A 22,590-nucleotide genomic window follows, 5' to 3' on the forward strand; every position below is an offset into this window, starting at 1 on the left:
GTAGAAGAGCAAGTAGGAGCGCAAGAGGAGGCAGCGAGCAATGGACATTTTTGAGCGTATAGCTTCGTATCGGGCTGAGAACGACCGGTTGGCGTGGAGCGGCACCTTCAAGCAGTATATAGAACTGTTGAGAAAAGACCCCTCTCCCGCAAAAACCGCTCACTCCCGCGTTTATGACATGATTAAGTCGCACGGCGTAGAGGACATAAACGGACGCAAACGGTATAAGTTTTTTGAACAGGAGATTTTTGGACTTGATCGTGCAGTCGAAAAGTTGGTCGAAGAATATTTTCACTCTGCAGCACGTCGGCTTGATGTTCGCAAACGGATTTTGTTATTGATGGGACCTGTCAGTGGGGGGAAATCGACCCTGGTCACGCTGCTTAAACGTGGTTTGGAACAGTACTCGCGGACAGATGCGGGTGCGGTATACGCAATAGAAGGCTGCCCGATGCATGAGGACCCGCTGCATTTGATCCCGCTGGAGCTCCGTCCGGAGATTGAGAAGGAACTTGGTGTACGTATTGAGGGCAACTTGTGCCCATCCTGCCAGATGCGTCTAAGAAATGATTATGCTGGTGACATTGAGCAGGTTAAGGTGACGCGTGTTATTCTGTCAGAAGAAGAGCGGGTAGGGATTGGTACTTTTAGTCCCTCTGATCCGAAGTCTCAGGATATCGCCGATTTGACAGGAAGTATTGATTTTTCGACCATTACTGAATTTGGTTCGGAATCTGATCCGCGTGCCTACCGTTTTGATGGGGAGTTGAACAAAGCTAACCGTGGGCTGATGGAATTTCAGGAAATGCTCAAATGCGACGAAAAGTTTTTATGGAACCTGCTGTCACTGACGCAAGAAGGCAATTTCAAGGCTGGCCGCTTCGCGTTGATAAGTGCGGACGAAATGATAATTGCTCATACAAATGAAACCGAGTATAAGTCGTTTATTTCTAATAAAAAGAATGAAGCGCTCCAATCCCGTATGATTGTTATGCCTGTTCCGTATAACCTCAGAGTTTCGGAAGAGGAAAAAATCTACGCGAAGCTGATCGCCCAGAGTGATATGAGTCATGTGCATATTGCACCACATGCGCTGCGTGCCGCCGCTATTTTTTCTATCCTAACCCGTCTTAAAGAAAGCAAAAAACAAGGTATGGATCTGATCAAAAAGCTGCGGATGTACGATGGCGAAGAGGTCGAAGGCTATAAAGAGGCCGATCTTAAAGAGATGCAAACGGAGTATTTAGATGAGGGCATGTCCGGAATTGATCCGCGTTATGTTATCAACCGCATTTCCAGCGCTCTGATCAAAGGAGATCTGCAGTGCATGAACGCACTGGATGTCCTGCGGGCGATAAAGGATGGCCTGGATCAGCATCCGTCGATTACAAAAGAGGAGCGGGAGCGTTATCTGAACTTCATCTCCATTGCCCGCAAGGAATATGATATTTTAGCGAAAAGCGAAGTACAAAAGGCATTTGTCTACTCCTTTGAGGAATCTGCGAAGACACTTTTCGAGAATTATCTAGATAATATCGAAGCTTTCTGCAATTGGTCGAAAATTCGTGATCCGCTGACGGATGAGGAAATGGAGCCGGATGAACGGTTAATGCGTTCGATTGAAGAGCAAATTGGAATCTCTGAGAATGCAAAAAAAGCGTTCCGTGAAGAGATCCTGATCCGGATTTCTGCGTATTCACGCAAAGGGAAGAAATTCGAGTACAACAACCACGACCGCCTGCGGGAAGCGATTGAGAAAAAGCTGTTCACAGATCTCAAAGATATTGTCAAAATCACCACCTCGTCCAAAACACCTGATGAAAGTCAGCTCAAACGAATTAACGAGGTATGCGCCAGACTTATTGATGGACATCACTACTGCCCAATTTGCGCCAACGAGCTGTTGAAATACGTGGGAAGTCTGCTTAACCGTTAAAAAAGAGTTCATTTATGCGGGGTGTTCCAAAAGCCATGAAAATGGCTGTGGAGCACTCTTTTTTTGCCCTCCCATGTTGTATTTGTATTTTCTTCCTTTTACCCTCCTAATGTTAATCTAAACGCCGCAACCCGTCTGACTAATTTGGCTGTTGTGCGTAAGAAGTTGCTAAAGGACACAGGTGACCCTAAACGTAGATTTTGAGCATATTTCGCAGGCTATCGGACCCCATGGTCGCTATTAGCAGGAAAAACCCTAAATATGAGCCGTTTTTGACTAATAGCTGCACTGGAGTCCGAAACTCCGCTCAAAAGGCGATTTTTTTGCAATTAACGTCATCTGGGTCCTTTAGTCAGTCGTTGGGAGCAACAGAACTGAAGAGTAAGTAGTTACGTGGATCCAGCGTTGTCTACTTCGAGGCTTACCCAAAATGATGGTGACTAAGAATACGCAGAGTTGTGATCCTTTTGTAAATGGAGGATCACTGCTCTGTTTTTCTATACAGGCAATAATGCAGCTCAGCAAAACAGGAACAGTCCATTTCCAGCGCAGTTGATATAATGAAATCACCGTACGGGGAAAGGCTGGTGCTGCACTTGAATTACAGTAAAGATATAGAAAAATGTGTTGAATATATAGAAGCTCATATTAAAGAAAATATAACGGTTGAAGAAATAGCGACGGAGGTCGGATATTCGGTGTATCATTTTTGCCGAGTGTTTAGCTTGTGCAAAGAAATGTCTGTGATGGAATATGTGCGGAGCCGAAAATTATCCTTAGCCTCAATTGAATTATTTGCTGGAAAAAAGATCATTGATATTGCGCTGGACTATGGTTTTGAAACACAAAGTGGCTTTACTAAAGCTTTTCGCAAAACCTTTGGTTATAGTCCGACACAATATGCGGCACGGATGGATGGGTTTAGTAAAGGAAATTCAATATTTGATATCGGAGGTTATATTATGAATCCTGTTTTTGTTCGTAAGCCTGCTTTTAAGGTGGCTGGTTATGGTATCCAAACTAATGTTGCGGGTAGTATGTACACTAAGGATATTGCTTCTTTTTGGAGCCATTATGAGGGTGAAAACCTGGAGTCCAAAATGTATAAAATACTAAACCCGCCTAAACACGGAGAAGTTGGTTTATGTATTCCGTCTTCAGATAACGGCAATGCCACCTATCTTTTGGGTGTTATTGTTGAGGACTACTCCAAGGTAGAAGCTGATATGTTGACGATGGATGTGCCAGAAGCCGAATATGCCGTGTTTACAACACCTCCAGTGGATACTTCAACGGATACAGAGCAAATAGAGTTTGCCCAAGTCATAAAAAGCAGCTGGAAGTACATCTTCGAAGAATGGTTTAAGGACAGTGGTTACGTTTATGACGAGACTAAGCTGGATTTTGAGTTTTACGATGAACGCTGCCATTCGCGGCCAGATACAGTGATGGAGATTTACGTTCCTGTGAAAAAGTTGACTGAATAGTCGATAAGGGCAAAGACCGCGCGGTGATAATTGTAATTTCAGAAATGTTTGGACTTTAGGTCGCTGACAAAGGCGAACGCTACGGACCTACATTTTCAAACTTCCTTACGTTACGTTCACCTGAGCATTTGCCATGTGCAGTTATTAAGTTGATATGAGGGTGTCGATGGAGGTCCGCAGCGTATTACCGCTGTGGGTCTCCTTTTTTAGGAACCTCCATATGGAAACCAATGATACTTTTGGGGTGTTTTTTTATCTAATCAGTTTATGTTTGACGAGTATGTTCTTTCGTAGTGTAATAGAGTCAATTAGTAAGGTAATTCGAAAATAACGGGGAGTGGGGCAGATGATTAGAGAAGCGAGAGCTGATGACTGGAAAGACATAGCGGAATTATTAGAACAGTTGGGATATCCGGATACAGAAGTGTTCATGCAAGAAAAAACAGAAAAGCTAATCCTACATCCGGACGAGGAATTATTGGTTTTTGAGGAAGATGATAAAGTGGTAGCTTGTATTTCCATGCATTACATACCCCAATTAGGTCTGGTAGGAGAGACTGCAATTATAAGTTATCTTGTGGTGAGTAATTCCATTAGGAGCAAAGGAATTGGAAGAAAGCTTGAGGAGTATTGCGCTGATTTAGCTAGAAAAAGAAACTGTGATAAAATTCAGGTTCATTGTCATTCCAGAAGAACTGATGCGCATAGATTTTATGCTCGACAAGGATTTGTTGAGGCTCCAAAATATTTCTCGAAGTCGTTAAAAGAATCTGAATTCTCATTTTAGTCATAGCAAAAAGCGGCAGACCAGGGTGTTAATACCCGTCTAGGTCTGCCGCTTTTTTTAGTTTAAATAAACTTCCGCTGCACCTTTTTGCCATCGTATGAAAAACGCGCCTTTTTGTCTTCCACAACCGTCTGTAGATGAACCGTCCGCCCCCATAAAGAGTAGATGTGAGGGAGTGTGCGCTCCAGATACTTCAGATCCAGCTCGATGCTTTCATAGCGATGAGTTATAAATAATTCACCATTCTTCTCGAAGTCTGCGTCCTCAATGACCAAGTAAGGAGACCCGCCATTGACCCGGGCGAGCACCAGTTGATCTCGTACATTTTCCCATGCTTTATCGGTGATTTTCCATTCGGGGCCTTTTTTCTCAAAAACATAAAGATCGAGGTCGTTCACCAATTCCTTCGACAGATAGCTGCGGATAAAGGAGGTATCGGATTCCAACTCACGTACTTCAAAGATTTTCTCACGGTCCCAGCGGCGTTCGATGTCTTCAAAGATTTTCAGCCCCAGATAGTAAGGATTCAGGCTTTGCCGTGAGGGCTGCACGACGGATGAATTCAATTTTGCGTACTCCACAGTTTCCTCTTCGGTCAGATCTAGTTCGCGAACGATGCGCTGATGCCAGTAGGAAGCCCAGCCTTCGTTCATGATTTTTGTCTCCATCTGTGGCCAGAAGTAGAGCATTTCGTCATGGAGCATCGTCATAATGTCACGCTGCCAATCCTCCAAAACAGTGGAATATTGCTGGATAAACCAGACCATATCTTTTTCTGGCTCCGGGGGGAAAGCACGGTTTCCAGAGGATGCTTCCTGCGGCCCGGTATTGCTTTTATCTAAATTCCATAATTCGTCATAAGGATTGGTTGATTTCGAGCCGCCTGGAGGGGCGTCTTTGAGCTCCTTCATCTTAGCTTCCAGTAGGTGAGTTTTGCCCAGCTTGCGTGGCTGGATCAGACTGGGGTCTATATGCTCCTGGATAGCCAGCACTGAATCGATGAAGCTCTCCACAGCATCAGTACCGTAGGTTACAGAATAACCGGCAATCCGATCTGCTGTAGCTGACATACTCTCGACCATATCTCGGTTGGACATGGAGAAACGCATATTATTTTTGAAAAAATCACAGTGCGCTAGCACATGGGCAACGATCAGCTTATTCTGAATCAGTGAATTTCCATCCAGCAGGAAGGCATAACAAGGGTTGGAGTTAATAACGAGCTCGTATATTTTGCTCAGTCCGAAATCGTATTGGGATTTCATTTTATGAAAGGTTTTTCCAAAACTCCAGTGTCCAAATCGTGTAGGCATTCCATAAGCGCCGAATGTATAAATAATATCTGCGGGGCATATTTCATAACGCATGGGATAAAAATCTAAACCGAAGCCAGTGGCTATTTCCGTAATCTCGGCAATGGCCCGCTCTAGCGCATTAATTTCTTCGCTTGGCATGAATCTTTCTCTCCCTCCAGCTTGGGCTTATGCTGCAACCTATTCTGACAAGGCTGCAAAGGTTCCGCGACAATGTCCGGGACTGTTCCATTTAAGTATATGGGAGAGAAGATGAGTGTATGACGTTCTGAATTTCTGAGTGAAGATAATGTGATTTTGTATACATTATTGGAAGGAAGCACTAGCTTTTTTTGTATGCGAATTCTATCAATGGCATCCTTCTCGGTGAATTCGGACTCAGCTGACGTTTTTTGCAAATTTCCAGCCTTTTGAACAGGGTTTCGGACCCCACAGACGCTATCCCACAGAAAGAGGCTCATATGTGGTGTCTTTCTTGCCAATAGCGGCTATGGGGTCCGTTAGCATACCAAAAGTGGAATAATACTGCGATTAGTGTCATCTGTGTCCGATAGGTGCCCAATAGGTGCCCAATAGGTACCCGATAGAAGCTCCATATGTGTTCGAAAAGTATTCCATAGGTACCCATAGTACTCCACAAGTATCCGATTAGTACTCCACAAGTATCCGATTAGTACTCCACAAGTGTCCAATTAGTACTCCACAAATTCCCGATTGCTCACCACACGAGCATAAGCAGTTCAGAGAACGTAACCTTCCCCATAGTTCCCAAACCCTCAGTACACAAACCTCCGTTGCGCCCAATAGCTGAATAGGAAGATTGAAGCCTCGGTCAGTAGCTTGGCGGCGACAAGCGGAATAATCAGCTTTTCATTATAGAAATAGAGTAGCCCATAGTTGAACAACAATACGAGGATCACCAGCGCAAAATATTTGGGAAGCGATGCCTGAATCTTGGAGCGTTTGCCGCCCGTGAAGACATATTTTCGGTTCATAGAATAGTTGAAGACAGAGCTGCACAATCTCGCGGCCGCGACGGACAGGAATAGGTTATGGCTGAGCCTTTGAAACAGGAATAAGAGTGTGAAGTCGAGCAGGGCTGACAGCAGCGAAGAAGTGCTGAACATCAGTATCGGCAGATAAATCCGGAAGGAGTCCATCAGAGGCCGGAAATGGGATGATTTATTATCGTCCAGATAGACGGTATCGATGTACTCTTCCGTAATGGTGTACCCCTCTTTATGGGCAGTCAGCAGCATGTTCATTTCATATTCAAACCGTTCGCCGGGAATCTGGCATAGCCAATCAAGCATTGATAGGGGGTAGCCGCGCAGCCCAGTTTGTGTATCATAAATCTTAGTACCTGTAGTTAAGGAAAAGACCGTCCGGGTTACAGAGTTGCCGAAGCGGCTGCGCAGAGGAATGGTTCCGGTGAACCGGCGGCTGCCGAGTACGATTCCCGGAGTAGTCTGGTTCCGCAGAGATTCAACGATCCGGTTAATATCATAAGGCAGATGTTGGCCGTCGCTATCCGCGCAGACTACATAATCCGGCAGACCGGCCTCCTGAATATACTGGAACCCTGTCTTCAGAGCACGTCCTTTTCCGAGGTTGACTTCATGGGTTAGGACAGTGCAGCCGAATGCTTCGGCCATATCGAAGATTCCACGGTAGTGCGGGCCGCTGCCGTCATCCACAAGAACAATAGGTTCAAGCTGGAAATTATACAGCTGTAAAATCAAATCGAGCAGTCGTTCATCGGGCTCATAGGCTGGGATCAGTATAGTCATGATGTTGCACCCTCCTTGATATAAAGAATGTCGCTGACGCCCCGCTCCTTGTTTTTGCCCTGCGGATTATTTACGACCCGTCCCATGAAGTACATAGTGGATGAACCACCGCCGTCCAGATTGTAGGCTTCTGTGGCGCCAAGGTCGGACATTACATCAGCTAGCTCAGTAAGGGTCATCCCACGGCTGTACCCTTCATTGCGCCCGTCAACTACGACAAACACATAATGGTTTGGTGCGATCATACCAACTGCGGTGCGGGGATTCGCGTTCTGGATGGAATGGTTGCCGAAGTTGGTATCGATTTTGACATTGCTGAAATCACTGGCAATCTCCCCGTCCTGAATCAGAATCGGACCAAAGGAAAGGGTATCGGTGGTCCCTTGCGCCAGCAGTTCAGAGGAAGAAATCTCTTCCTCGTTATAGGTTTGCATTGTCCCATCATCGAACAGCGCCATTGCATCCCGCACAGGATCATCACGATACACCGTGCCGTTACGGATTATCACTCCGTCATTGCGGAAGCCATAGTAATCACCATTGATGGCAAAAATCGCATGGTTCGCGGAAGCAATGTCCGAGGTATCCTCAGTGATGTTTGTTCCAAAGCTGTTGTCGGCAAAAGCAGTGCGCAGACTGCTCGCTTCCTTGAGGACGATATCAGCGACAAAATAAGTGATCTGGTCTGAACCGGAACCGGTCTGCACTTGGTCGATCTGGATCTGAATATCATCGCTGGAGTAATTCCAGTCGTCAGAGGTTGCGTTAACTTCGGCAGTTGTAACGGCTGTAGCTCCTGAGCTGCTAGTTGTAGCTGCATCATCCGCAACTACGACTTCGACATGTTCGATTAAGTAACGATCTGCCAGACTATATATCACTGTGCCGAGAAGCAGGAGGACAATGATCATCACGATCAGCAGCTTTCGTTTGAAGCTCCAGGCTTGCTTACTTCTCTTGTTCAACATTGAAGCATCACCTCATTTTGTAAGTTGTTAAGGCCATAATACCTGGGCTACCTTTAATGAAACTGAAATAAAAGCTGAAATAAAAACCGAAATAGTAAGAGCTCCGGGAAATTGGTATAATTTAACGAAGAGGTTTTCGACTACGGGGAGGTTTGGACATGCCACAGCGTGTGCTGCTGATTGAGGACGACGAAGCAATCAGTGAAATGGTCAGGTCTTATTTGGTAAAAGAAGGTTATGAGATTGAAGCTGTATTTGACGGTGAAGTAGCGGAGAGAACATTTCGGACCGGTGGTCCATTTGATCTTGTACTGTTAGACCTTATGCTGCCGAAGCGTAGCGGGACTGACATTCTTCAGACTATCCGTGCGGGGAGTCTGGTTCCAGTGTTGATCATGTCCGCCAAAGACAGTGATGTAGATAAAGCGCTTGGGTTAGGCTTTGGGGCGGATGATTATATTACGAAGCCCTTTTCTATGATTGAGCTAGCGGCTAGGGTGAAGGCAGCGATCCGTCGTGCAGGTTATGCATCTCCCAGTATCCAAGTGGAAGATCAAGCTCCGGTGAAGCAAATGATCTCCATTGGCCGATTGACTGTAGATTTAGATAACTTCTCTGCGTTGAAGAACGGGGAAGAAGTAAAGCTAACGTCGAAGGAATTTCATATTCTTAAGCTGTTTGTGACGCATCCGGGCCGAGTATTTACCAAAGCGCAGATTTATGCGAGCGTATGGGAGGATGATTATTTCGGGGATGAGAACGTCATTAATGTACATATGAGAAGATTGCGTGAAAAAATAGAAGACGATCCCTCCCATCCCGAATACATTAAGACGTTATGGGGCATCGGGTATAAGCTGGGAGAACAGCTATAATGATTGCGGTGCTAGGTGTTGTCATTGTGCTCTTACTCGCCGTCATTGTGTGGCAATATCAGAATTCGCGTAAAGCTTCTAATGATTTGCGATATATGCATGACAAGTTAAGCAGCATTATGGAGGAAGGCTCACATGAAAGATTGCTGCTGTTCAGCGGTAATTTGGAGCTGCAGAGCGTGCTGATTGACCTGAACCGGCTGCTGGATATCAATCATAAAGGAAGCATTGAGCGCGTAAGGCTGGAGAAATCCATGCGTAATATGCTGTCTAATATTTCTCATGATCTTAAGACTCCGCTAACGGTTGTGCTTGGTTATATTGAGACCATTCAACAGGATGAGCATTTGCCGGCCGGGGAACGGGAACGAATGATGAAGATGATTCATCAAAAAGCCCATGAAGTGATCCAGCTGATGAACAAGTTTTTTGATTTGTCCAAGCTGGAATCTGGGGATCGGGAAATTGCGCTTTCACGAGTTGAGGCAGGTGAAGTATGCAGACGCAACATCCTTTCTTTCTATGATATCCTCAGCGCTAAGGGCAGTGAGGTGGAGATTGAGATTCCGGATGAGGCTGTTTACTTCATGGGAAATGAAGAGGCTCTTGATCGAATATTGTCCAATCTGTTGTCGAACGCAATTTCTTATGGCGATGCTGGGAGCGTATTAGGATTAAGGCTCTATAGTGATGAGAACAAAGTATACATAGAGGTGTGGGACCGGGGAAAAGGCATCAGTGAAGTACACCAGGATAAAGTATTTGAGCGTCTGTATACGCTGGAAGACTCAAGAAATCGGGCTTATCAAGGCAGCGGTCTAGGTCTGACGATCACCAAAAGATTAACGGAGCAAATGAATGGAACGATTACATTGGTTAGTCAGCCGTATGTGAGAACGGTGTTTACCCTTACTTTTCGCAGATTACGCTTCTAAGGAATAGAATTGTGCGCAGCTTAAGATTTTCGTAAGAAACGAGTAATAAAAAAGAAAATTCTGCTGTGTACAATAAGAACTAAGGAAGACGAGACGAAAACAAAGGGGAGCGCGGAATTGACTACAATACTTCGGACAAGAAATTTAACGAAAACCTATCAAGGTAAAGAAGTCGTCAGCAATGTGAATATGAATATTAAGCAAGGTGAAATTTACGGGTTTCTTGGACCGAATGGTGCTGGCAAAACTACCGTGATGAAAATGGTCACGAACCTCGTTAAACCTACGAGTGGAGAAATTGAATTTTTTAATGAAAAAATGACTGAGCATTCTTACGAAATGCTGAAGCGGATGGGCTGCATCATTGAATATCCAGTGTTTTATGATAAATTGACAGCCAAAGAAAATCTGATTTTGCACGGAGAGTACATGGGCTATTATGATCCGCAAGCGATTGGTGAAGCGCTGGAGCTGGTAAAGCTCACAGGTGTCGATAAAAAGCCGGTGAAGCAATTTTCACTTGGGATGAAGCAACGTCTGGGTATTGCCAGAGCCTTCATGACGAAACCTGAGCTGCTCATTTTGGATGAGCCGATTAATGGGCTAGATCCTGTGGGAATCAAGGAGATGCGTGAAGTGTTCCGGATGCTTAGCCGTGAATATGGAATGACGTTACTTGTATCTAGTCATATTCTGGGGGAAATAGAGCAGATTGCTGATACGATCGGTGTGATCCGGCAGGGTGCTCTGGTAGAAGAAGTGGCGATGGATTCCATTCGTGGCCAAAATACTGAATATATCGAAGTGGTTACGAATGAGATTAATAAAGCAGTGTATGTGTTGGAGCATAAGCTTGGGCTTAATAATTTCAAAGTGCTGGACCATATTACAGTTAGAATATATGACGGTGGAATCTCACAACGTGATCTGAATAAGGCGTTAGTGCTAGCAGATGTGGAAATTGAAAGTATCAGCAAAAAACAACATACGCTGGAAGATCATTTTCTGCAATTGATTGGGGGTGAAGGCATTGCTTAAATTAATATCTTTGGAGATTCGGAAGAATAAGCTAAAAACGCTTCTTACAGGTGCAGTAATCGTCAATCTTGCGATTCTTGCGTTTATGATTATGGTTTTATTCGTTGATCAAAATGAGAGCGAACCGTCATTTGCTTCTTATAAAGAGTTGTTTGAGGGCGTGTTCGTTTTTGTAAAGGCTGCTTATATTATTTTCGCTTCGGTTATTATTAGCAAGTTGGTGATTGATGAGTATAAGAACAACACCATTACTCTTCTCTTCATGTATCCTATCTCACGTAAAAAGCTGATGACTGCGAAAATATTGATAGTGTTCGCCTTCACATTTGTTGCCATAATCGTGGCAGACATTGTAGTCGGCGCTATCCTAATAGGATTCAATTCCTTTGTAGGGCTTATTCCGGGTGAACTGACCCTTCATGTAATCACTTCAGAGCTGATTAAGTTAGGCGCAAACGCTTTTTACGCAGCGGGTATTGCTCTAATCCCATTGTACTTTGGAATGAAGAAAAAATCGGTCCCTGCCACCATCGTCTCAGCTGTGTTAGTTACCTCCTTAATTTCTGGGGGATTTGATCAAGCTCGCTTAGGTAATTTAGCGGCGGTGTCGATCTCACTTGGATTGCTAGGAGCAGGTATTGCCTATATGGCTATTCGCAACATTGAACATAAAGATATAGCCTAATAGATTCGGAATTCACCCCCTTTTATAACCCTTTTGTAACGATGAAAAAGCATCGTGATTGGGGTTATAAAGGGGGGATTTGACGTTTATCTACGACTGATTTCCGTAATTTTGATATAATAGATATGAAATATATTTTAAATTTTAGATGAACATTGCTCGTTTAGGGGTAATGATAATGGATGAGAGAGCCTGAGGGGATGTGAACTGTGGATAAAGACTGGACGTCCATTCTGAGACGGTTGCTTTCGGAAGAGAGCGCTTATAAATCGTTATATGACCAACATCCTGATTTGATATTCGTTCTGGATAGACAAGGTCGCTGCGTAGGAACCAACCGAACTTTTCATCTAGGCTTGAGCGCAGAAGCGAAGTTGCAAAATACAAGTCCGATATCAGCAAAGAGAAAAAATCTTGGCAATATTGCTAGTTTTGAGGCTGCTCTGCAGGGGAACTCCTCAAGCTTTGAGCTACAAGATTTAGAGAATCCCAAAAAAGGCTCGGGTTGCGTAGGCGTTAAACTTTTACCCATCAGAACGGAAGAAGGGATCGCCGGGGTATTCGCGATTACCCAAGTGGCTAACGGAAGCGCTCTTTTACATGCGGAACTGTTACAAGACTGGCTAGATGAATTAGCGGACACCTTAGATACTGAATTACCTATCACGGGCGAAGTGGAGATAAGCTCCAAAGATAGCTCAATAGTAGCTGTGAAGGATCAACAATCGAGCCTCATTCTGAATTCCGTCTCCGCGGGAATCTTTGTGCTAGATACAACGGGGCGTGCTCTATTTATTAACCGTGAGGCAGCGGATATGTTAGGCTACCAACCAACAGAATTGATGGGTCTGAAGCTTATGGATTATATCCATCATATCCAAGGTGATGGTTCGCGTTATTCGACACCTGATTGCCAGATTAGTCTTACGATAGAGGATGGAGTCATCCGCAAGAAAGATGATGAGATCTTCTGGCGTAAGGATGGCACCAGTTTTTTTGTTAATTATCGGGTAGCACCTCTTATTGATGAAGGGCTGATCGCAGGTGCGGTTATTGCCTTCAGTGATATTACGAATGAGCGAGAAATCATTCGTGCGAAAGAATCAGCAGAGCAGGCAGCGCAAGCCAAATCTGATTTCTTAATGATGATGAGCCATGAAATTCGGACGCCGATGAACGGGATGATCGGAATGGCTGATCTATTGTTGGATACTGAACTTGGAGAAGAGCAGCGAGGTTATGCCGAGATTTTACGCAGCAGTAGTTATACGTTATTACAGATCTTGAATGATATTCTTGATTTCAGCAAAATGGAAGCAGGTAAAATGTCACTGCAATCCGAGAAGTTTGATCTCCGCGAGATGATCTCAGACGTCATTGATTTATTTGCACCGAAAGCGGAAGAGAAGAAGCTGGCATTACGTTGGTGGATGGATACTAGCGTTCCAACCATAATCATTGCTGATCCGATCCGCTTGCGGCAGATTGTCGTGAATCTGGTAGGCAATGCGCTGAAATTCACGGAACGTGGGAGCGTGACCCTATCGGTGAAGAACATTCCACTATCTGATGAACAAGAATTTTTGTTGGAATTTTCAGTGCGGGATACAGGTGTAGGAATTGCCGGTAACAAACTCAATCTATTGTTTCAATCTTTCTCACAGCTGCATCCGTCCATAAACCGTAAATATGGAGGTACAGGATTGGGACTGGCTATTTGCAAGCAGCTTGTGGAGCTGATGGATGGGACGATCTTTGTAGAAAGTGAAGAGAATCAAGGTTCTACGTTTCGTTTTATGTTGCCTTGCAGAGCAGAAGATATAGAGCTGGAAGTAACTTCAAACTAGGGGGGTTACACACAAATCTCCGGTCCATTTGCTTAAGAGGCAATGGCCGGAGATTTGTGTGTTATTAGTCCTGAAGCATATACATGAGACCTACAGTATGCGGCCCACAATGGCTGCCAATTACACAACCCGCATGGAGGATTGCTATTTCATTAACTTGAGTTTTCTCTCGTAGTGCTGCCTCCAGATAGAGCGCATCTTCTTCCGCCAAGGTATGGACCACGATGAGCAACTCATTATCCATTCGATCGACATGAACCAAAGCGTTCTGGAGCATTTGTTCAACAGCTTTTTCTTTTTTGCCACGGATTTTGCTGGTAGGTATGATGCTTCCATCTACCAGTCTAAGAACAGGACGGATTTTGAGCAGACTACCGATGAAGTTCTGCATGCCTGAACAGCGTCCACCCATATATAAGTAATCTAGCGTATCCACAACGAATTCAGTTTCCACAAGGCTGCGGCTGTGCTCCAGCATGGCTGCAATCTCTACGGCAGAGTGGCCCTTTTCAGCAGCTCTGACAGCCTTCATAACAAGGAGGGCAATGCCTCCGCACAAGGTTTGTGAATCTATAACCTGTACGCGTCCCTCAGGAAATTCCCCGGCAGCCAAAAGTGCATTCTGATATGTAGAGGATAGTGAGGAGGAGAGACTGATATATACAATATCTTGTCCGCTGCTAATCACGGGTTGAAATGCAGCAATGAAATCTGCTGGCGAAGGTGCTGCCGTTTTCGGCAATACTCCACTAGCGGCTACACGGCGATACACTTCCTCGGGTGTAATATCTTCACCATCTTTGTAGGTACCTTCTTCAAATACAACATAAAGAGGAACGATGCCGATGTCATAAGTATCCTTCCAGTTTTGAGGTAAATCGGAAGTGCTGTCTGAAAATATTTTTACAGTAGACATGAAATTCTCCTTCACCGATAATTCGGATGACAATAATCAATAATCATTATAGAACTACATAATCTATTTATTATACCAAGACTATGCCAATTCTCAAAATGAAATAGTAGGCAATCACAAGAAAAAAGACTATCGGGATTTCGATAGTCTTTTTAGTTCTATTCTTTTTTCGTAACAGGGATCCATATCTCACAACGATAGTCCTCTACGTCTGGTCTCCCTGGAAGATATAGCTCAAACTCAGGTCCGCCTGTGTGCTCGTAGCCTGTGGAAGGGAACCACTCCTGGAAAATGCGTGCCCATACCTGCTGGATCGCATCAGGCATCGGCCCTACTGAGGTGAACACAGCCCAACTTGCAGCTGGGATTGTTGTAGAAGCAAAGCCCTGTGCATCAGTCTCTGGAGTAGCTTCGACAGCGATCCAATAGGAGAAGGTTTCTTTATCATGGTTCATGTCAGAGCAGATGCCTAATAAATCCTTATCTTCACCGAGCTCAATCAGCTTATCTGACGTACCATTTTCATTAGCCTCTATCCACAACTGAGGGATGCGGCGCAGATTCTCCCCATCCTTCGTTGTCATTTCCTCTACTAGTCCGATAACATTAAAAGCGTCTCTTTTCTCAATTCTGTAGTCCATTTCTTTATCTCCCTTCAGTGATAGATGGAAGGAGAGTCTAGGGAAAGCCTTGAGCTGTACCCCTGACTCCCGCGCAGCAGAAGGAGTAATTCCATGTGCCTTGCGGAATGCTTTGGCAAACGACTCGGGCGAGTCATATCCGTATTTCAGTGCAACATCCAGCACTTTAACTTTAGAAATAGCAAGCTCCTGTGCAGCCAGAGTTAATCTGCGCTTACGGATATAGTCTTTGATAGATACTCCGGTAAGCATATTGAACATGCGCTGGAAATGAAAGGGGGAGGAGTAAGCAACCTTGGCGATTTCTTCAATGGTCACAGATTCCTCCATCTTGCTCTCCATATAATCTAAAGCTTCTTTCATGCGGATAAGCCATTCCAAGTCCGTCATCTCCCTTTAAGTTCATACTATCAGGCTGCATTTGCAAAATCCTGTTATTCCGTGCTCTCTAATGACAGGTAGCAGGCAGAAGGATAATCTCATAAAAAATCATCCTAAATAGTATAACTCAGGAAGATAGACAAAGTTAGTCTTTCAATCGATACACTCTTGCTTCATAAGGTCGTAATAATTCCCGTGTGGGTGCATCATCAGGGTAATTTCCAATAATAAGTTCCGTAGCCTTACTTAGCTCTGCGGAAAGATCAACAGTCTGTGGAACCTCATTGAAATTGAGCAGCACCAGCCACTTCTCGTCATCCAGAGTACGCGTATAGGCATAAATATCCTCATGCTCTGGCAAAAGTAGCTTGTATTCGCCATAAGCCATGATCGGATTTTTTTTGCGCAAAGCAAGCAGCCTTTGGTAATAATAGAAGATGGAATCCGAATCCGCCAGGGCCTGCTCCACGTTAATTTCCTTGTAGTTCGGATTAACTTTGAGCCACGGCTCCCCTTCAGTAAAGCCGGCATTCGCAGAATCATCCCATTGCATCGGAGTGCGCGCATTATCACGGCCTTTGATATGAATAGCGTTTAGCACGCTGTTAGGATCAGCGCCGCCTTCGGTAACCTTTTCGCGATACATATTGAAAATTTCAATGTCTTTATAATGTTCAATGGCTGTGAACTTTACATTAGTCATCCCGATTTCTTCGCCTTGATAAATATAGGGCGTTCCTTTCAGCGTGTGCAGTAAGGTAGCGAGCATTTTGGCAGAGATCACACGATACTTACCGTCATCCCCGAATCTTGAGACCATACGTGGCTGGTCATGATTGTTAAGATAAAGACTATTCCAACCCTTATCCGCCAGACCCACTTGCCATTTATGAAGAATATCGCGCAGCTTCGACAACGTCCACGGGGCTACGTCCCATTTGCCGTCAGGACCCGAGTCCACATCCATATGCTCGAACTGGAATACCATTTGCAGCTCTTTGCGTTCCTCGTCCGTGTAAAGGATGGCATCTTCAACTGTAGCGCCAGGGGTTTCGCCGACAGTCATAATGTTATAGTTGGATAACACTTTGTCATTCATTTCATGTAAAAACTCATGAACACGTGGTCCATTCATATAATATTCGCCACCCCAAGCAAGTTCCCCGGGAGCAAGGCCGTCTCTATGAGAGGAAGGGAGACCTTCCACTTTGGAAATCATATTGATTACATCCATTCGTAGACCATCCACACCCTTGTCGAGCCAGAAGGTGATCATCTTGTATAACTCCTCACGCAGCTGCGGATTCTCCCAGTTGAGATCCGGTTGCTTGCGCGAAAACAGATGCAGATAGTATTCACCAGTGGTTTCATCCAGTTCCCAAGCCGGGCCGCTGAATACAGAACTCCAATTGTTGGGGCGCTCACCATCTGGTCCACCCGGACGCCAAATGTAGTAATCGCGATATGGATTATCTTTTGAAGAACGGGATTCTACGAACCAAGGATGCTCATCTGAGGAATGATTGATTACAAGGTCCATCATCAGTTTTATGCCACGGGCGTGCAATCCAGTCAGTAATTCTTCCCAATCCTGCAATGTGCCGAACTCATCCATAATATCTTGATAATCGCTGATGTCATAACCGTTATCGTCATTTGGTGATTTATATACAGGTGACAGCCAAACTACGTCGACACCTAGCTTTTGCAAATAATCCAGACGTGAAATGATTCCTTGCAGATCTCCAATCCCGTCACCATTGCTATCTTGAAAGCTGCGGGGATAGATTTGGTAGACAACGGCTTCTTTCCAAAAGGTTCTGTTCATTCAAAATCACTCCTTATATAAGTTATCTTCCTAAAAAATAAAGAGACCCCAAAAGCATTAAGCTTCAAGGGTCTCTTGGGTGTAAGTTTTATACTGTAACGGAATTGCTATCAGCAGTGATGCTGCTTAGTCCGTTTACGGTATATTCTTTGTCGTAGATAGTAATAGAAGCAGGGATATCAGTTTCATTCGTAACAGTAACTTGTGCATCCGTAACACTTACTTTCAGACGGGAGCCGCGGAACATGATTTTAAAAGAGTAAGCGGTCCAGTGACCTGGGTTAGATGGGCTCAGTGTCAGTCTGCCGTCATGCACGCGGAGTCCGCCGAAACCATGTACGATTGACATCCAAGTACCAGCCATGCTAGTGCTGTGCAAGCCGTCTTCTGTATCATTGTTATAGTTATCAAGATCCAGTCTTGAAGTACGCAAGTACATTTCATAGGCCTTATCCTTATATCCCAGCTCACTGGCTAGAATGGAGTGGATACAAGGGGAAAGGGAGGACTCATGAACAGTGATCGGTTCATAAAAGTCGAAGTTACGTTTTTTGGTATCGAGATCGTAACGGTCACCCAGGAAATATAATCCCTGCAGAACGTCTGCTTGTTTAATGAAGCAAGAACGCAGGATACGGTCCCATGACCATTTTTGGTTGAGTGGCAGATGCTCACGTTCCAGATCTTTGACTTGAATGATCTCTTTGTCCAGGAAGCCATCTTGTTGTAAGAAGATACCCAGCTCTTCATCCGCAGGATAATACATCTTAGCAATGATGTCTTTCCATTTTGTAGTTTCGCTCTCTTGCAGCCCTAGTTTGTCAACTAGCTCAGCATAACGAGTAGGCTCATTTTCTTGCAAGTATGCCAGTGCTTCCATGGTATATTCCATAGTCCACGAAGCCATACGGTTCGTATACCAGTTATTATTAACGTTATTCTCATATTCATTCGGGCCCGTTACGCCGAGCATTACGTATTTGTCTTTGCGTGATGCATAGTGAACACGTTCTTCCCAGAAGCGGGAGATTTCCACGAGAACCTCAAGGCCATATTGTCCCAGATAGGCTTTGTCTCCGGTGTAGTTCACATAGTTGTAAATAGCGTAGGCAATGGCACCATTCCGGTGAATTTCTTCAAATGTAATTTCCCACTCGTTGTGGCATTCTTCACCGTTCATCGTAACCATTGGGTATAGCGCACCTTTTTTGAATCCAAGCTTACGGGCATTTTCTTTAGCTTTCTCTAAGTGCTTGTAACGGTAGATCAACAAATTGCGGGCAATGGAGGAGTCCGCCGTACTGAGATAGAAGGGAACGCAATACGCCTCTGTATCCCAGTAAGTGCTGCCGCCGTATTTTTCACCGGTAAAGCCTTTCGGGCCAATGTTCAGGCGGTCATCTTCACCATTATAGGTTTGATTGAGTTGGAAAATATTAAAGCGAATCGCTTGCTGAGCCGAAACGTCACCTTCAATGATGATGTCGCTTTCTTTCCATTTTTCTCTCCAAGCTTCAATTTGTTCGGTCAAAAGAGTTACAAATCCGGCTTCCTTAGCAGCTTGCAGAGCAGTTTGGGCGGCGTCGACCAATTGTCCCAGACCGTGATTCCGAGAAGTAACATTGGCTACATATTTATAAATGACGATTTGATTGCCTGCTTGTGCGGTTACGTCCAGTTTGCTGGCTACATATTTCTCTTGTTCGATCGCTTCTGCTTCGGCAGTTACCTTCTCACCATTGACAAGGATATCAAAAGACATAGCAGAGGTGACATGGAAGTCGAGTTTCTTAGTCTTTAGAGTGAGATGTCCATGATCAGGTCCTGCTTGTTTCTCAACTTCATTCCAGAATTTCTCGTCATAGTTGGAATCCTTGTTCTTCACATCACCATCAAGATAAGGAGTAATCGTAATCTTGCCTGAGAAATTGACAGGAATGATGGAATAGCGAATCGCGCCGATTTCTTGACGAGTCATGCTTACGAACCGGATACTTTCTACTTTAACTTCCTTACCATCTTCGAGAGTGGCAGTGAAGCTACGGGAGAGCGTTCCTTCTTTCATATTAAGTACACGGCGGAATTCGGAAACGGTGCACTTTGCCAGATCAAGGGGGATACCCTCGATATCAATGTTAATACCGATCCAGTTCGTGCTGTTAAGTACTTTGGCAAAATATTCAGGATAGCCGTTTTTCCACCAGCCAACACGTGTTTTGTCAGGGTAGTAGACGCCCGCCATGTAGCTGCCTTGCAGGCTGTTGCCGCTATATTGCTCTTCGAAATTGGCCCGGCCACCCATAAATCCGTTACCAAGACTAAATACGCTTTCAGAAATTTCTTGCGTCTGTGGATCAAAGGATTCCTCAATAATGGACCATTCATCAATTGTTAAATATTGTTTCACGATAACCGCTCCTTTAAATATGTTAGGGGGATATATAAAATGAACAAATCTTTTGTTAAACTTCCGGTGATATAAAAGTGACTGCGATGAATCTTTGGACTTTCGATCGCTGTTATAATCAGATTTCTATATTTAAACCACATTTTGCGGATGAAATCTGATTATAAAGGCGAACGCTATGCTTCTACAGTTCCAAAATTCCTCTCCGTCACTTCATCACCAGAAAGTTAACGATTAATTATTAGTTCATTTAATCTCAGGTAGGAATGTCCATAACAACTCAAATCAGTACTATTTGAGTTCATTATGTTCACTATATTTATGCAAAAGATTCTTTGAGCATGGACACACTCATATGAGCGAGCGATGGAACCACAATATTCGCGGCACTGAGGGTTTCCGGCGAACCAATGCCAACACTGAACATACCGGCCCGGGTAGCGGCCTCAATTCCCGCTTCTGCATCTTCGAAGACTACACAATGTTCAGGTGCGGCATCCAGTGCTTTGGCTCCTAACAGGAACACTTCCGGATCTGGTTTAGCAGCACTAGTATGAGTTCCATCGATGATTGCATCAAAGTAAGGGGTTAATCCGGTATTATTCAAGATCGTCATAGCGTTTTTACTGGCAGAACCGAGAGCGACTTTGATGCCATTCGTACGGCACTCTTTTAGGAAATCAAGCGCACCTGGCAGAATCTCAGAACTGTCCATTTTCGCAATATATTCGACATAACGATTATTTTTCTGTTCCGCAAGCTTAGCTTTCTCTTCTTCAGCAATCGTTAGTCCACCGATTTCCAGCAAAATATTTAGTGAAGCCGTTCTGCTGACTCCCTTAAGGCGTTCGTTATCTTGTTCTGTGAAAAGAAACCCCAGTCCATCTGCAAGCTCTTTCCAAGCGATATAATGGTATTTGGCTGTATCGACGATTACTCCGTCCAAGTCGAACAAGCAGGCTTTAATTTCCGACATTGTAGTACCTCCTAAAAGTTTTGACAGCGTCGTGATCCAGCGGATGCCGTATTAGAATCTTATTAAACCGTTTAAACTTTGATTAAGATGTGTAAGTTTATCCTAACCTAAGATCCTAGAAATCACCCATAAAGAACTGGATCATTAAGTATTGTATGATTTAGCGCAAACGTTTGTACAGATTTTCAAAAAATAAATGAAGCGATTAAACGCTTCACTTATTCATTCGGTTTTATGCTTTGCCTGAGAGTGCATGGATGACTCTCTCACGATCAGACGATGGGGAATGACAAATCGGTTGGTATGACCTGAACCGTTATCCGGACTCTTGATATTTTGGATAAGTACTTGTGATGCGGTGTAGCCAAGATGATAAATTCCTATATCAATACTGCTGATCGGAGGACTAGATAATTCAGATAATGGAATATTGTTAAAGCTTACAATGGCGAGATCGTCTGGAACCTTGTATTTCAGTTCATTCAACCCGCGCAAAATTCCGAACGATACCATGTCATCCACCGCTACCAGCGCAGTGGGTCGATTCGGCAAATTCATGAAAAAGGACATCGCTCTATAGCCGCTATCCTGTAGAAATTCACCCTCTACAATCCATTCATCCCGCATTTCTAAACCGCTATTCTGCAATGCTTTACGATATCCGGCGAGACGGTCACGAGAAACGATTAGATTAGGTGGTCCACTTACGAAGCCAATACGTTTATGCCCCATGGAAATGAGGTGGTTCGTAGCATCGTATGCTGCCATCACATTATCATTATCGACTGATAAAATATTCTCATATTTATCACTCCGGCCAACAAGCACGAATGGATAATCGTTGCTCTCTAGAAAATCAATAACGGCATCATCCGTACGAGAGTAAAGCAGAATAACGCCGTCAACACGGCGACCCTTCAGAAGTCGTGAAACGGCTTCCAGTTCTTCTTTCTCGTTCGCTCCGGAGCTTATCAGCACATCATAACCGGAACGGCTGGCTTGTGTAACGATCCCGCGAATTAATTCCATAAAAAATAGATTAGAGAACAGCTCTTCAGCAGGTTTAGGAAGACTGAAGCAGATGCTGTTAGTAGTTTTCGACACCAAGCTCTTAGCCATCATGTTAGGGGTATAGCCCATATCCTCCATAATAGCTTTAACTTTGCGGGAAGTTTCCAGGCTGATTCTGGGATGGTTGGACAATACCCGGGATACCGTGGAGGGAGATACTCCCGCTTTCTTGGCCACATCCTTAATGGTAACTGTCATTGAAACCTCCTTATGGAACCGTTTGCTTTACACAGTAATATTAATCTAAGAGTTCTAAATTGTAAATAGATAAAGTCATTCAAAAGGAGGAAATTGCTACTTTTGGAAGGAACACAAGAAATTTCAATGTAATATTGTTGCTTTTCACCAAAAAAGTATGAATGATTCGGGAATTTTGATCTTAAAATGTATAAATGCGGTCTGAATTTTGTGAAAAGAGCATTCGCTGAATGCAAACGTATGGCTTAAAGGATGCAAGAACTTAGCTGAAAGGAAGGGAAGAACAAGTTTCGTTTTTATTGCGGCTTTAAATTGAGCTTTTATTTTAGAAAATACTGGTTGACAATACCGTAAATTCGGCATTAGTATGTAAATCAAAATACAGCAAGCGTTTTCATTGGGTATTTTTAGGCTGTAATCAGTTGCACTAACGATCGGGTTTTATGGACTAGTGTTTGTGCATAGCTTTTTGCAAACGATTGCACTAATTTTGACATGATGTATCAAGCTT

Annotated in this window: 17 protein-coding genes; 8 read left to right on the forward strand and 9 right to left on the reverse strand. The window is 44.2% G+C overall.

The annotated features are described in order from the left end of the window. Nucleotides 1-40 precede the first annotated feature (40 nt). The 3 genes from NSQ91_RS08570 to NSQ91_RS08580 all read left to right on the forward strand — a co-directional run bounded on the left by NSQ91_RS08570 (nucleotide 41) and on the right by NSQ91_RS08580 (nucleotide 4,210). Nucleotides 41-1,936, forward strand: a complete 1,896-nt coding sequence (locus NSQ91_RS08570) for a PrkA family serine protein kinase (RefSeq protein WP_036684429.1) — start codon at nucleotides 41-43, stop codon at nucleotides 1,934-1,936. A gap of 560 nt (nucleotides 1,937-2,496) precedes the next feature. Continuing rightward, a complete protein-coding gene (locus tag NSQ91_RS08575) occupies nucleotides 2,497-3,423 on the forward strand; it encodes an AraC family transcriptional regulator (protein ID WP_248547664.1) in 927 nt (308 codons plus the stop codon). Nucleotides 3,424-3,769: 346 nt separating this feature from the next. Continuing rightward, complete coding sequence (locus tag NSQ91_RS08580) at nucleotides 3,770-4,210, forward strand: GNAT family N-acetyltransferase (RefSeq protein WP_076303846.1); 441 nt, start codon at nucleotides 3,770-3,772, stop codon at nucleotides 4,208-4,210. 62 nt (nucleotides 4,211-4,272) lie between these two features. Here NSQ91_RS08580 and NSQ91_RS08585 read toward each other — a convergent pair whose 3' ends face one another. From NSQ91_RS08585 to NSQ91_RS08595, 3 genes are all read right to left on the reverse strand, one after another. Continuing rightward, complete coding sequence (locus tag NSQ91_RS08585) at nucleotides 4,273-5,664, reverse strand: SpoVR family protein (RefSeq protein ID WP_340917358.1); 1,392 nt, start codon at nucleotides 5,662-5,664, stop codon at nucleotides 4,273-4,275. Between the two features lie 635 nt (nucleotides 5,665-6,299). Then, the gene (locus NSQ91_RS08590; protein ID WP_076301347.1) at nucleotides 6,300-7,313 is read right to left on the reverse strand and encodes a bifunctional glycosyltransferase family 2/GtrA family protein; all 1,014 of its coding nucleotides are present in this window, start codon (nucleotides 7,311-7,313) and stop codon (nucleotides 6,300-6,302) included. Further along, entirely contained in the window at nucleotides 7,310-8,281 is a 972-nt protein-coding gene (locus NSQ91_RS08595) for a phosphodiester glycosidase family protein (protein ID WP_076303870.1), read from the reverse strand. The genes NSQ91_RS08590 and NSQ91_RS08595 overlap by 4 nt, the downstream gene beginning before the upstream one ends. A 158-nt stretch (nucleotides 8,282-8,439) precedes the next feature. Between NSQ91_RS08595 and NSQ91_RS08600 the strand changes: the two genes are divergently transcribed. The 5 genes from NSQ91_RS08600 (at nucleotide 8,440) to NSQ91_RS08620 (ending at nucleotide 13,661) form a co-directional block, all read left to right on the forward strand. Then, nucleotides 8,440-9,156 carry a response regulator transcription factor gene (locus NSQ91_RS08600; RefSeq protein WP_036684414.1) on the forward strand — a complete coding sequence of 239 codons (717 nt, stop codon included), beginning with the start codon at nucleotides 8,440-8,442 and terminating at the stop codon, nucleotides 9,154-9,156. Continuing rightward, a complete protein-coding gene (locus NSQ91_RS08605; RefSeq protein WP_076301345.1) occupies nucleotides 9,156-10,091 on the forward strand; it encodes a sensor histidine kinase in 936 nt (311 codons plus the stop codon). The genes NSQ91_RS08600 and NSQ91_RS08605 overlap by 1 nt, the downstream gene beginning before the upstream one ends. Nucleotides 10,092-10,208: 117 nt before the next feature. Continuing rightward, a complete protein-coding gene (locus NSQ91_RS08610; protein ID WP_076126453.1) occupies nucleotides 10,209-11,129 on the forward strand; it encodes an ABC transporter ATP-binding protein in 921 nt (306 codons plus the stop codon). Further along, complete coding sequence (locus NSQ91_RS08615; RefSeq protein ID WP_256716475.1) at nucleotides 11,113-11,814, forward strand: ABC transporter permease; 702 nt, start codon at nucleotides 11,113-11,115, stop codon at nucleotides 11,812-11,814. Before NSQ91_RS08610 ends, NSQ91_RS08615 begins: the two co-directional genes overlap by 17 nt. A gap of 209 nt (nucleotides 11,815-12,023) precedes the next feature. After that, nucleotides 12,024-13,661: a PAS domain-containing protein gene (locus NSQ91_RS08620; RefSeq protein ID WP_076303872.1), complete on the forward strand. Its 1,638-nt coding sequence runs from the start codon at nucleotides 12,024-12,026 to the stop codon at nucleotides 13,659-13,661. A gap of 64 nt (nucleotides 13,662-13,725) precedes the next feature. Here the strand turns inward: NSQ91_RS08620 and NSQ91_RS08625 are convergent, their stop codons facing one another. From NSQ91_RS08625 to NSQ91_RS08650, 6 genes are all read right to left on the reverse strand, one after another. After that, complete coding sequence (locus tag NSQ91_RS08625) at nucleotides 13,726-14,577, reverse strand: DegV family protein (protein ID WP_076126458.1); 852 nt, start codon at nucleotides 14,575-14,577, stop codon at nucleotides 13,726-13,728. A 158-nt stretch (nucleotides 14,578-14,735) separates the two neighbouring features. Next, nucleotides 14,736-15,599 carry an AraC family transcriptional regulator gene (locus tag NSQ91_RS08630; protein ID WP_179088144.1) on the reverse strand — a complete coding sequence of 288 codons (864 nt, stop codon included), beginning with the start codon at nucleotides 15,597-15,599 and terminating at the stop codon, nucleotides 14,736-14,738. A gap of 145 nt (nucleotides 15,600-15,744) precedes the next feature. Continuing rightward, complete coding sequence (locus NSQ91_RS08635) at nucleotides 15,745-17,427, reverse strand: glycoside hydrolase family 13 protein (RefSeq protein WP_076303874.1); 1,683 nt, start codon at nucleotides 17,425-17,427, stop codon at nucleotides 15,745-15,747. Between the two features lie 88 nt (nucleotides 17,428-17,515). Continuing rightward, nucleotides 17,516-19,834: a glycoside hydrolase family 65 protein gene (locus tag NSQ91_RS08640; protein WP_076303875.1), complete on the reverse strand. Its 2,319-nt coding sequence runs from the start codon at nucleotides 19,832-19,834 to the stop codon at nucleotides 17,516-17,518. A gap of 319 nt (nucleotides 19,835-20,153) precedes the next feature. Further along, nucleotides 20,154-20,810 carry a beta-phosphoglucomutase gene (gene pgmB / locus NSQ91_RS08645; RefSeq protein WP_076279393.1) on the reverse strand — a complete coding sequence of 219 codons (657 nt, stop codon included), beginning with the start codon at nucleotides 20,808-20,810 and terminating at the stop codon, nucleotides 20,154-20,156. A 222-nt stretch (nucleotides 20,811-21,032) separates the two neighbouring features. Then, nucleotides 21,033-22,079, reverse strand: coding sequence for a LacI family DNA-binding transcriptional regulator (locus NSQ91_RS08650; RefSeq protein ID WP_076195090.1), 1,047 nt, complete (start codon nucleotides 22,077-22,079; stop codon nucleotides 21,033-21,035). Nucleotides 22,080-22,590 lie beyond the last annotated feature (511 nt).

It is taken from the genome of Paenibacillus sp. FSL R7-0048 (assembly GCF_038004505.1).
Taxonomy (GTDB): Bacteria; Bacillota; Bacilli; order Paenibacillales; family Paenibacillaceae; genus Paenibacillus_AQ; species Paenibacillus_AQ odorifer.

Coding starts and splice junctions, on each gene's coding strand:
- NSQ91_RS08605 (WP_076301345.1), top strand. CDS start 9,156: ATGATTGCGGTGCTAGGTGTTGTCATTGTGCTCTTACTCGCCGTCATT.
- pgmB (WP_076279393.1), bottom strand. CDS start 20,810: ATGTCGGAAATTAAAGCCTGCTTGTTCGACTTGGACGGAGTAATCGTC.
- NSQ91_RS08625 (WP_076126458.1), bottom strand. CDS start 14,577: ATGTCTACTGTAAAAATATTTTCAGACAGCACTTCCGATTTACCTCAA.
- NSQ91_RS08575 (WP_248547664.1), top strand. CDS start 2,497: ATGAAATCACCGTACGGGGAAAGGCTGGTGCTGCACTTGAATTACAGT.
- NSQ91_RS08590 (WP_076301347.1), bottom strand. CDS start 7,313: ATGACTATACTGATCCCAGCCTATGAGCCCGATGAACGACTGCTCGAT.
- NSQ91_RS08650 (WP_076195090.1), bottom strand. CDS start 22,079: ATGACAGTTACCATTAAGGATGTGGCCAAGAAAGCGGGAGTATCTCCC.
- NSQ91_RS08600 (WP_036684414.1), top strand. CDS start 8,440: ATGCCACAGCGTGTGCTGCTGATTGAGGACGACGAAGCAATCAGTGAA.
- NSQ91_RS08585 (WP_340917358.1), bottom strand. CDS start 5,664: ATGCCAAGCGAAGAAATTAATGCGCTAGAGCGGGCCATTGCCGAGATT.
- NSQ91_RS08570 (WP_036684429.1), top strand. CDS start 41: ATGGACATTTTTGAGCGTATAGCTTCGTATCGGGCTGAGAACGACCGG.
- NSQ91_RS08580 (WP_076303846.1), top strand. CDS start 3,770: ATGATTAGAGAAGCGAGAGCTGATGACTGGAAAGACATAGCGGAATTA.
- NSQ91_RS08635 (WP_076303874.1), bottom strand. CDS start 17,427: ATGAACAGAACCTTTTGGAAAGAAGCCGTTGTCTACCAAATCTATCCC.
- NSQ91_RS08595 (WP_076303870.1), bottom strand. CDS start 8,281: ATGTTGAACAAGAGAAGTAAGCAAGCCTGGAGCTTCAAACGAAAGCTG.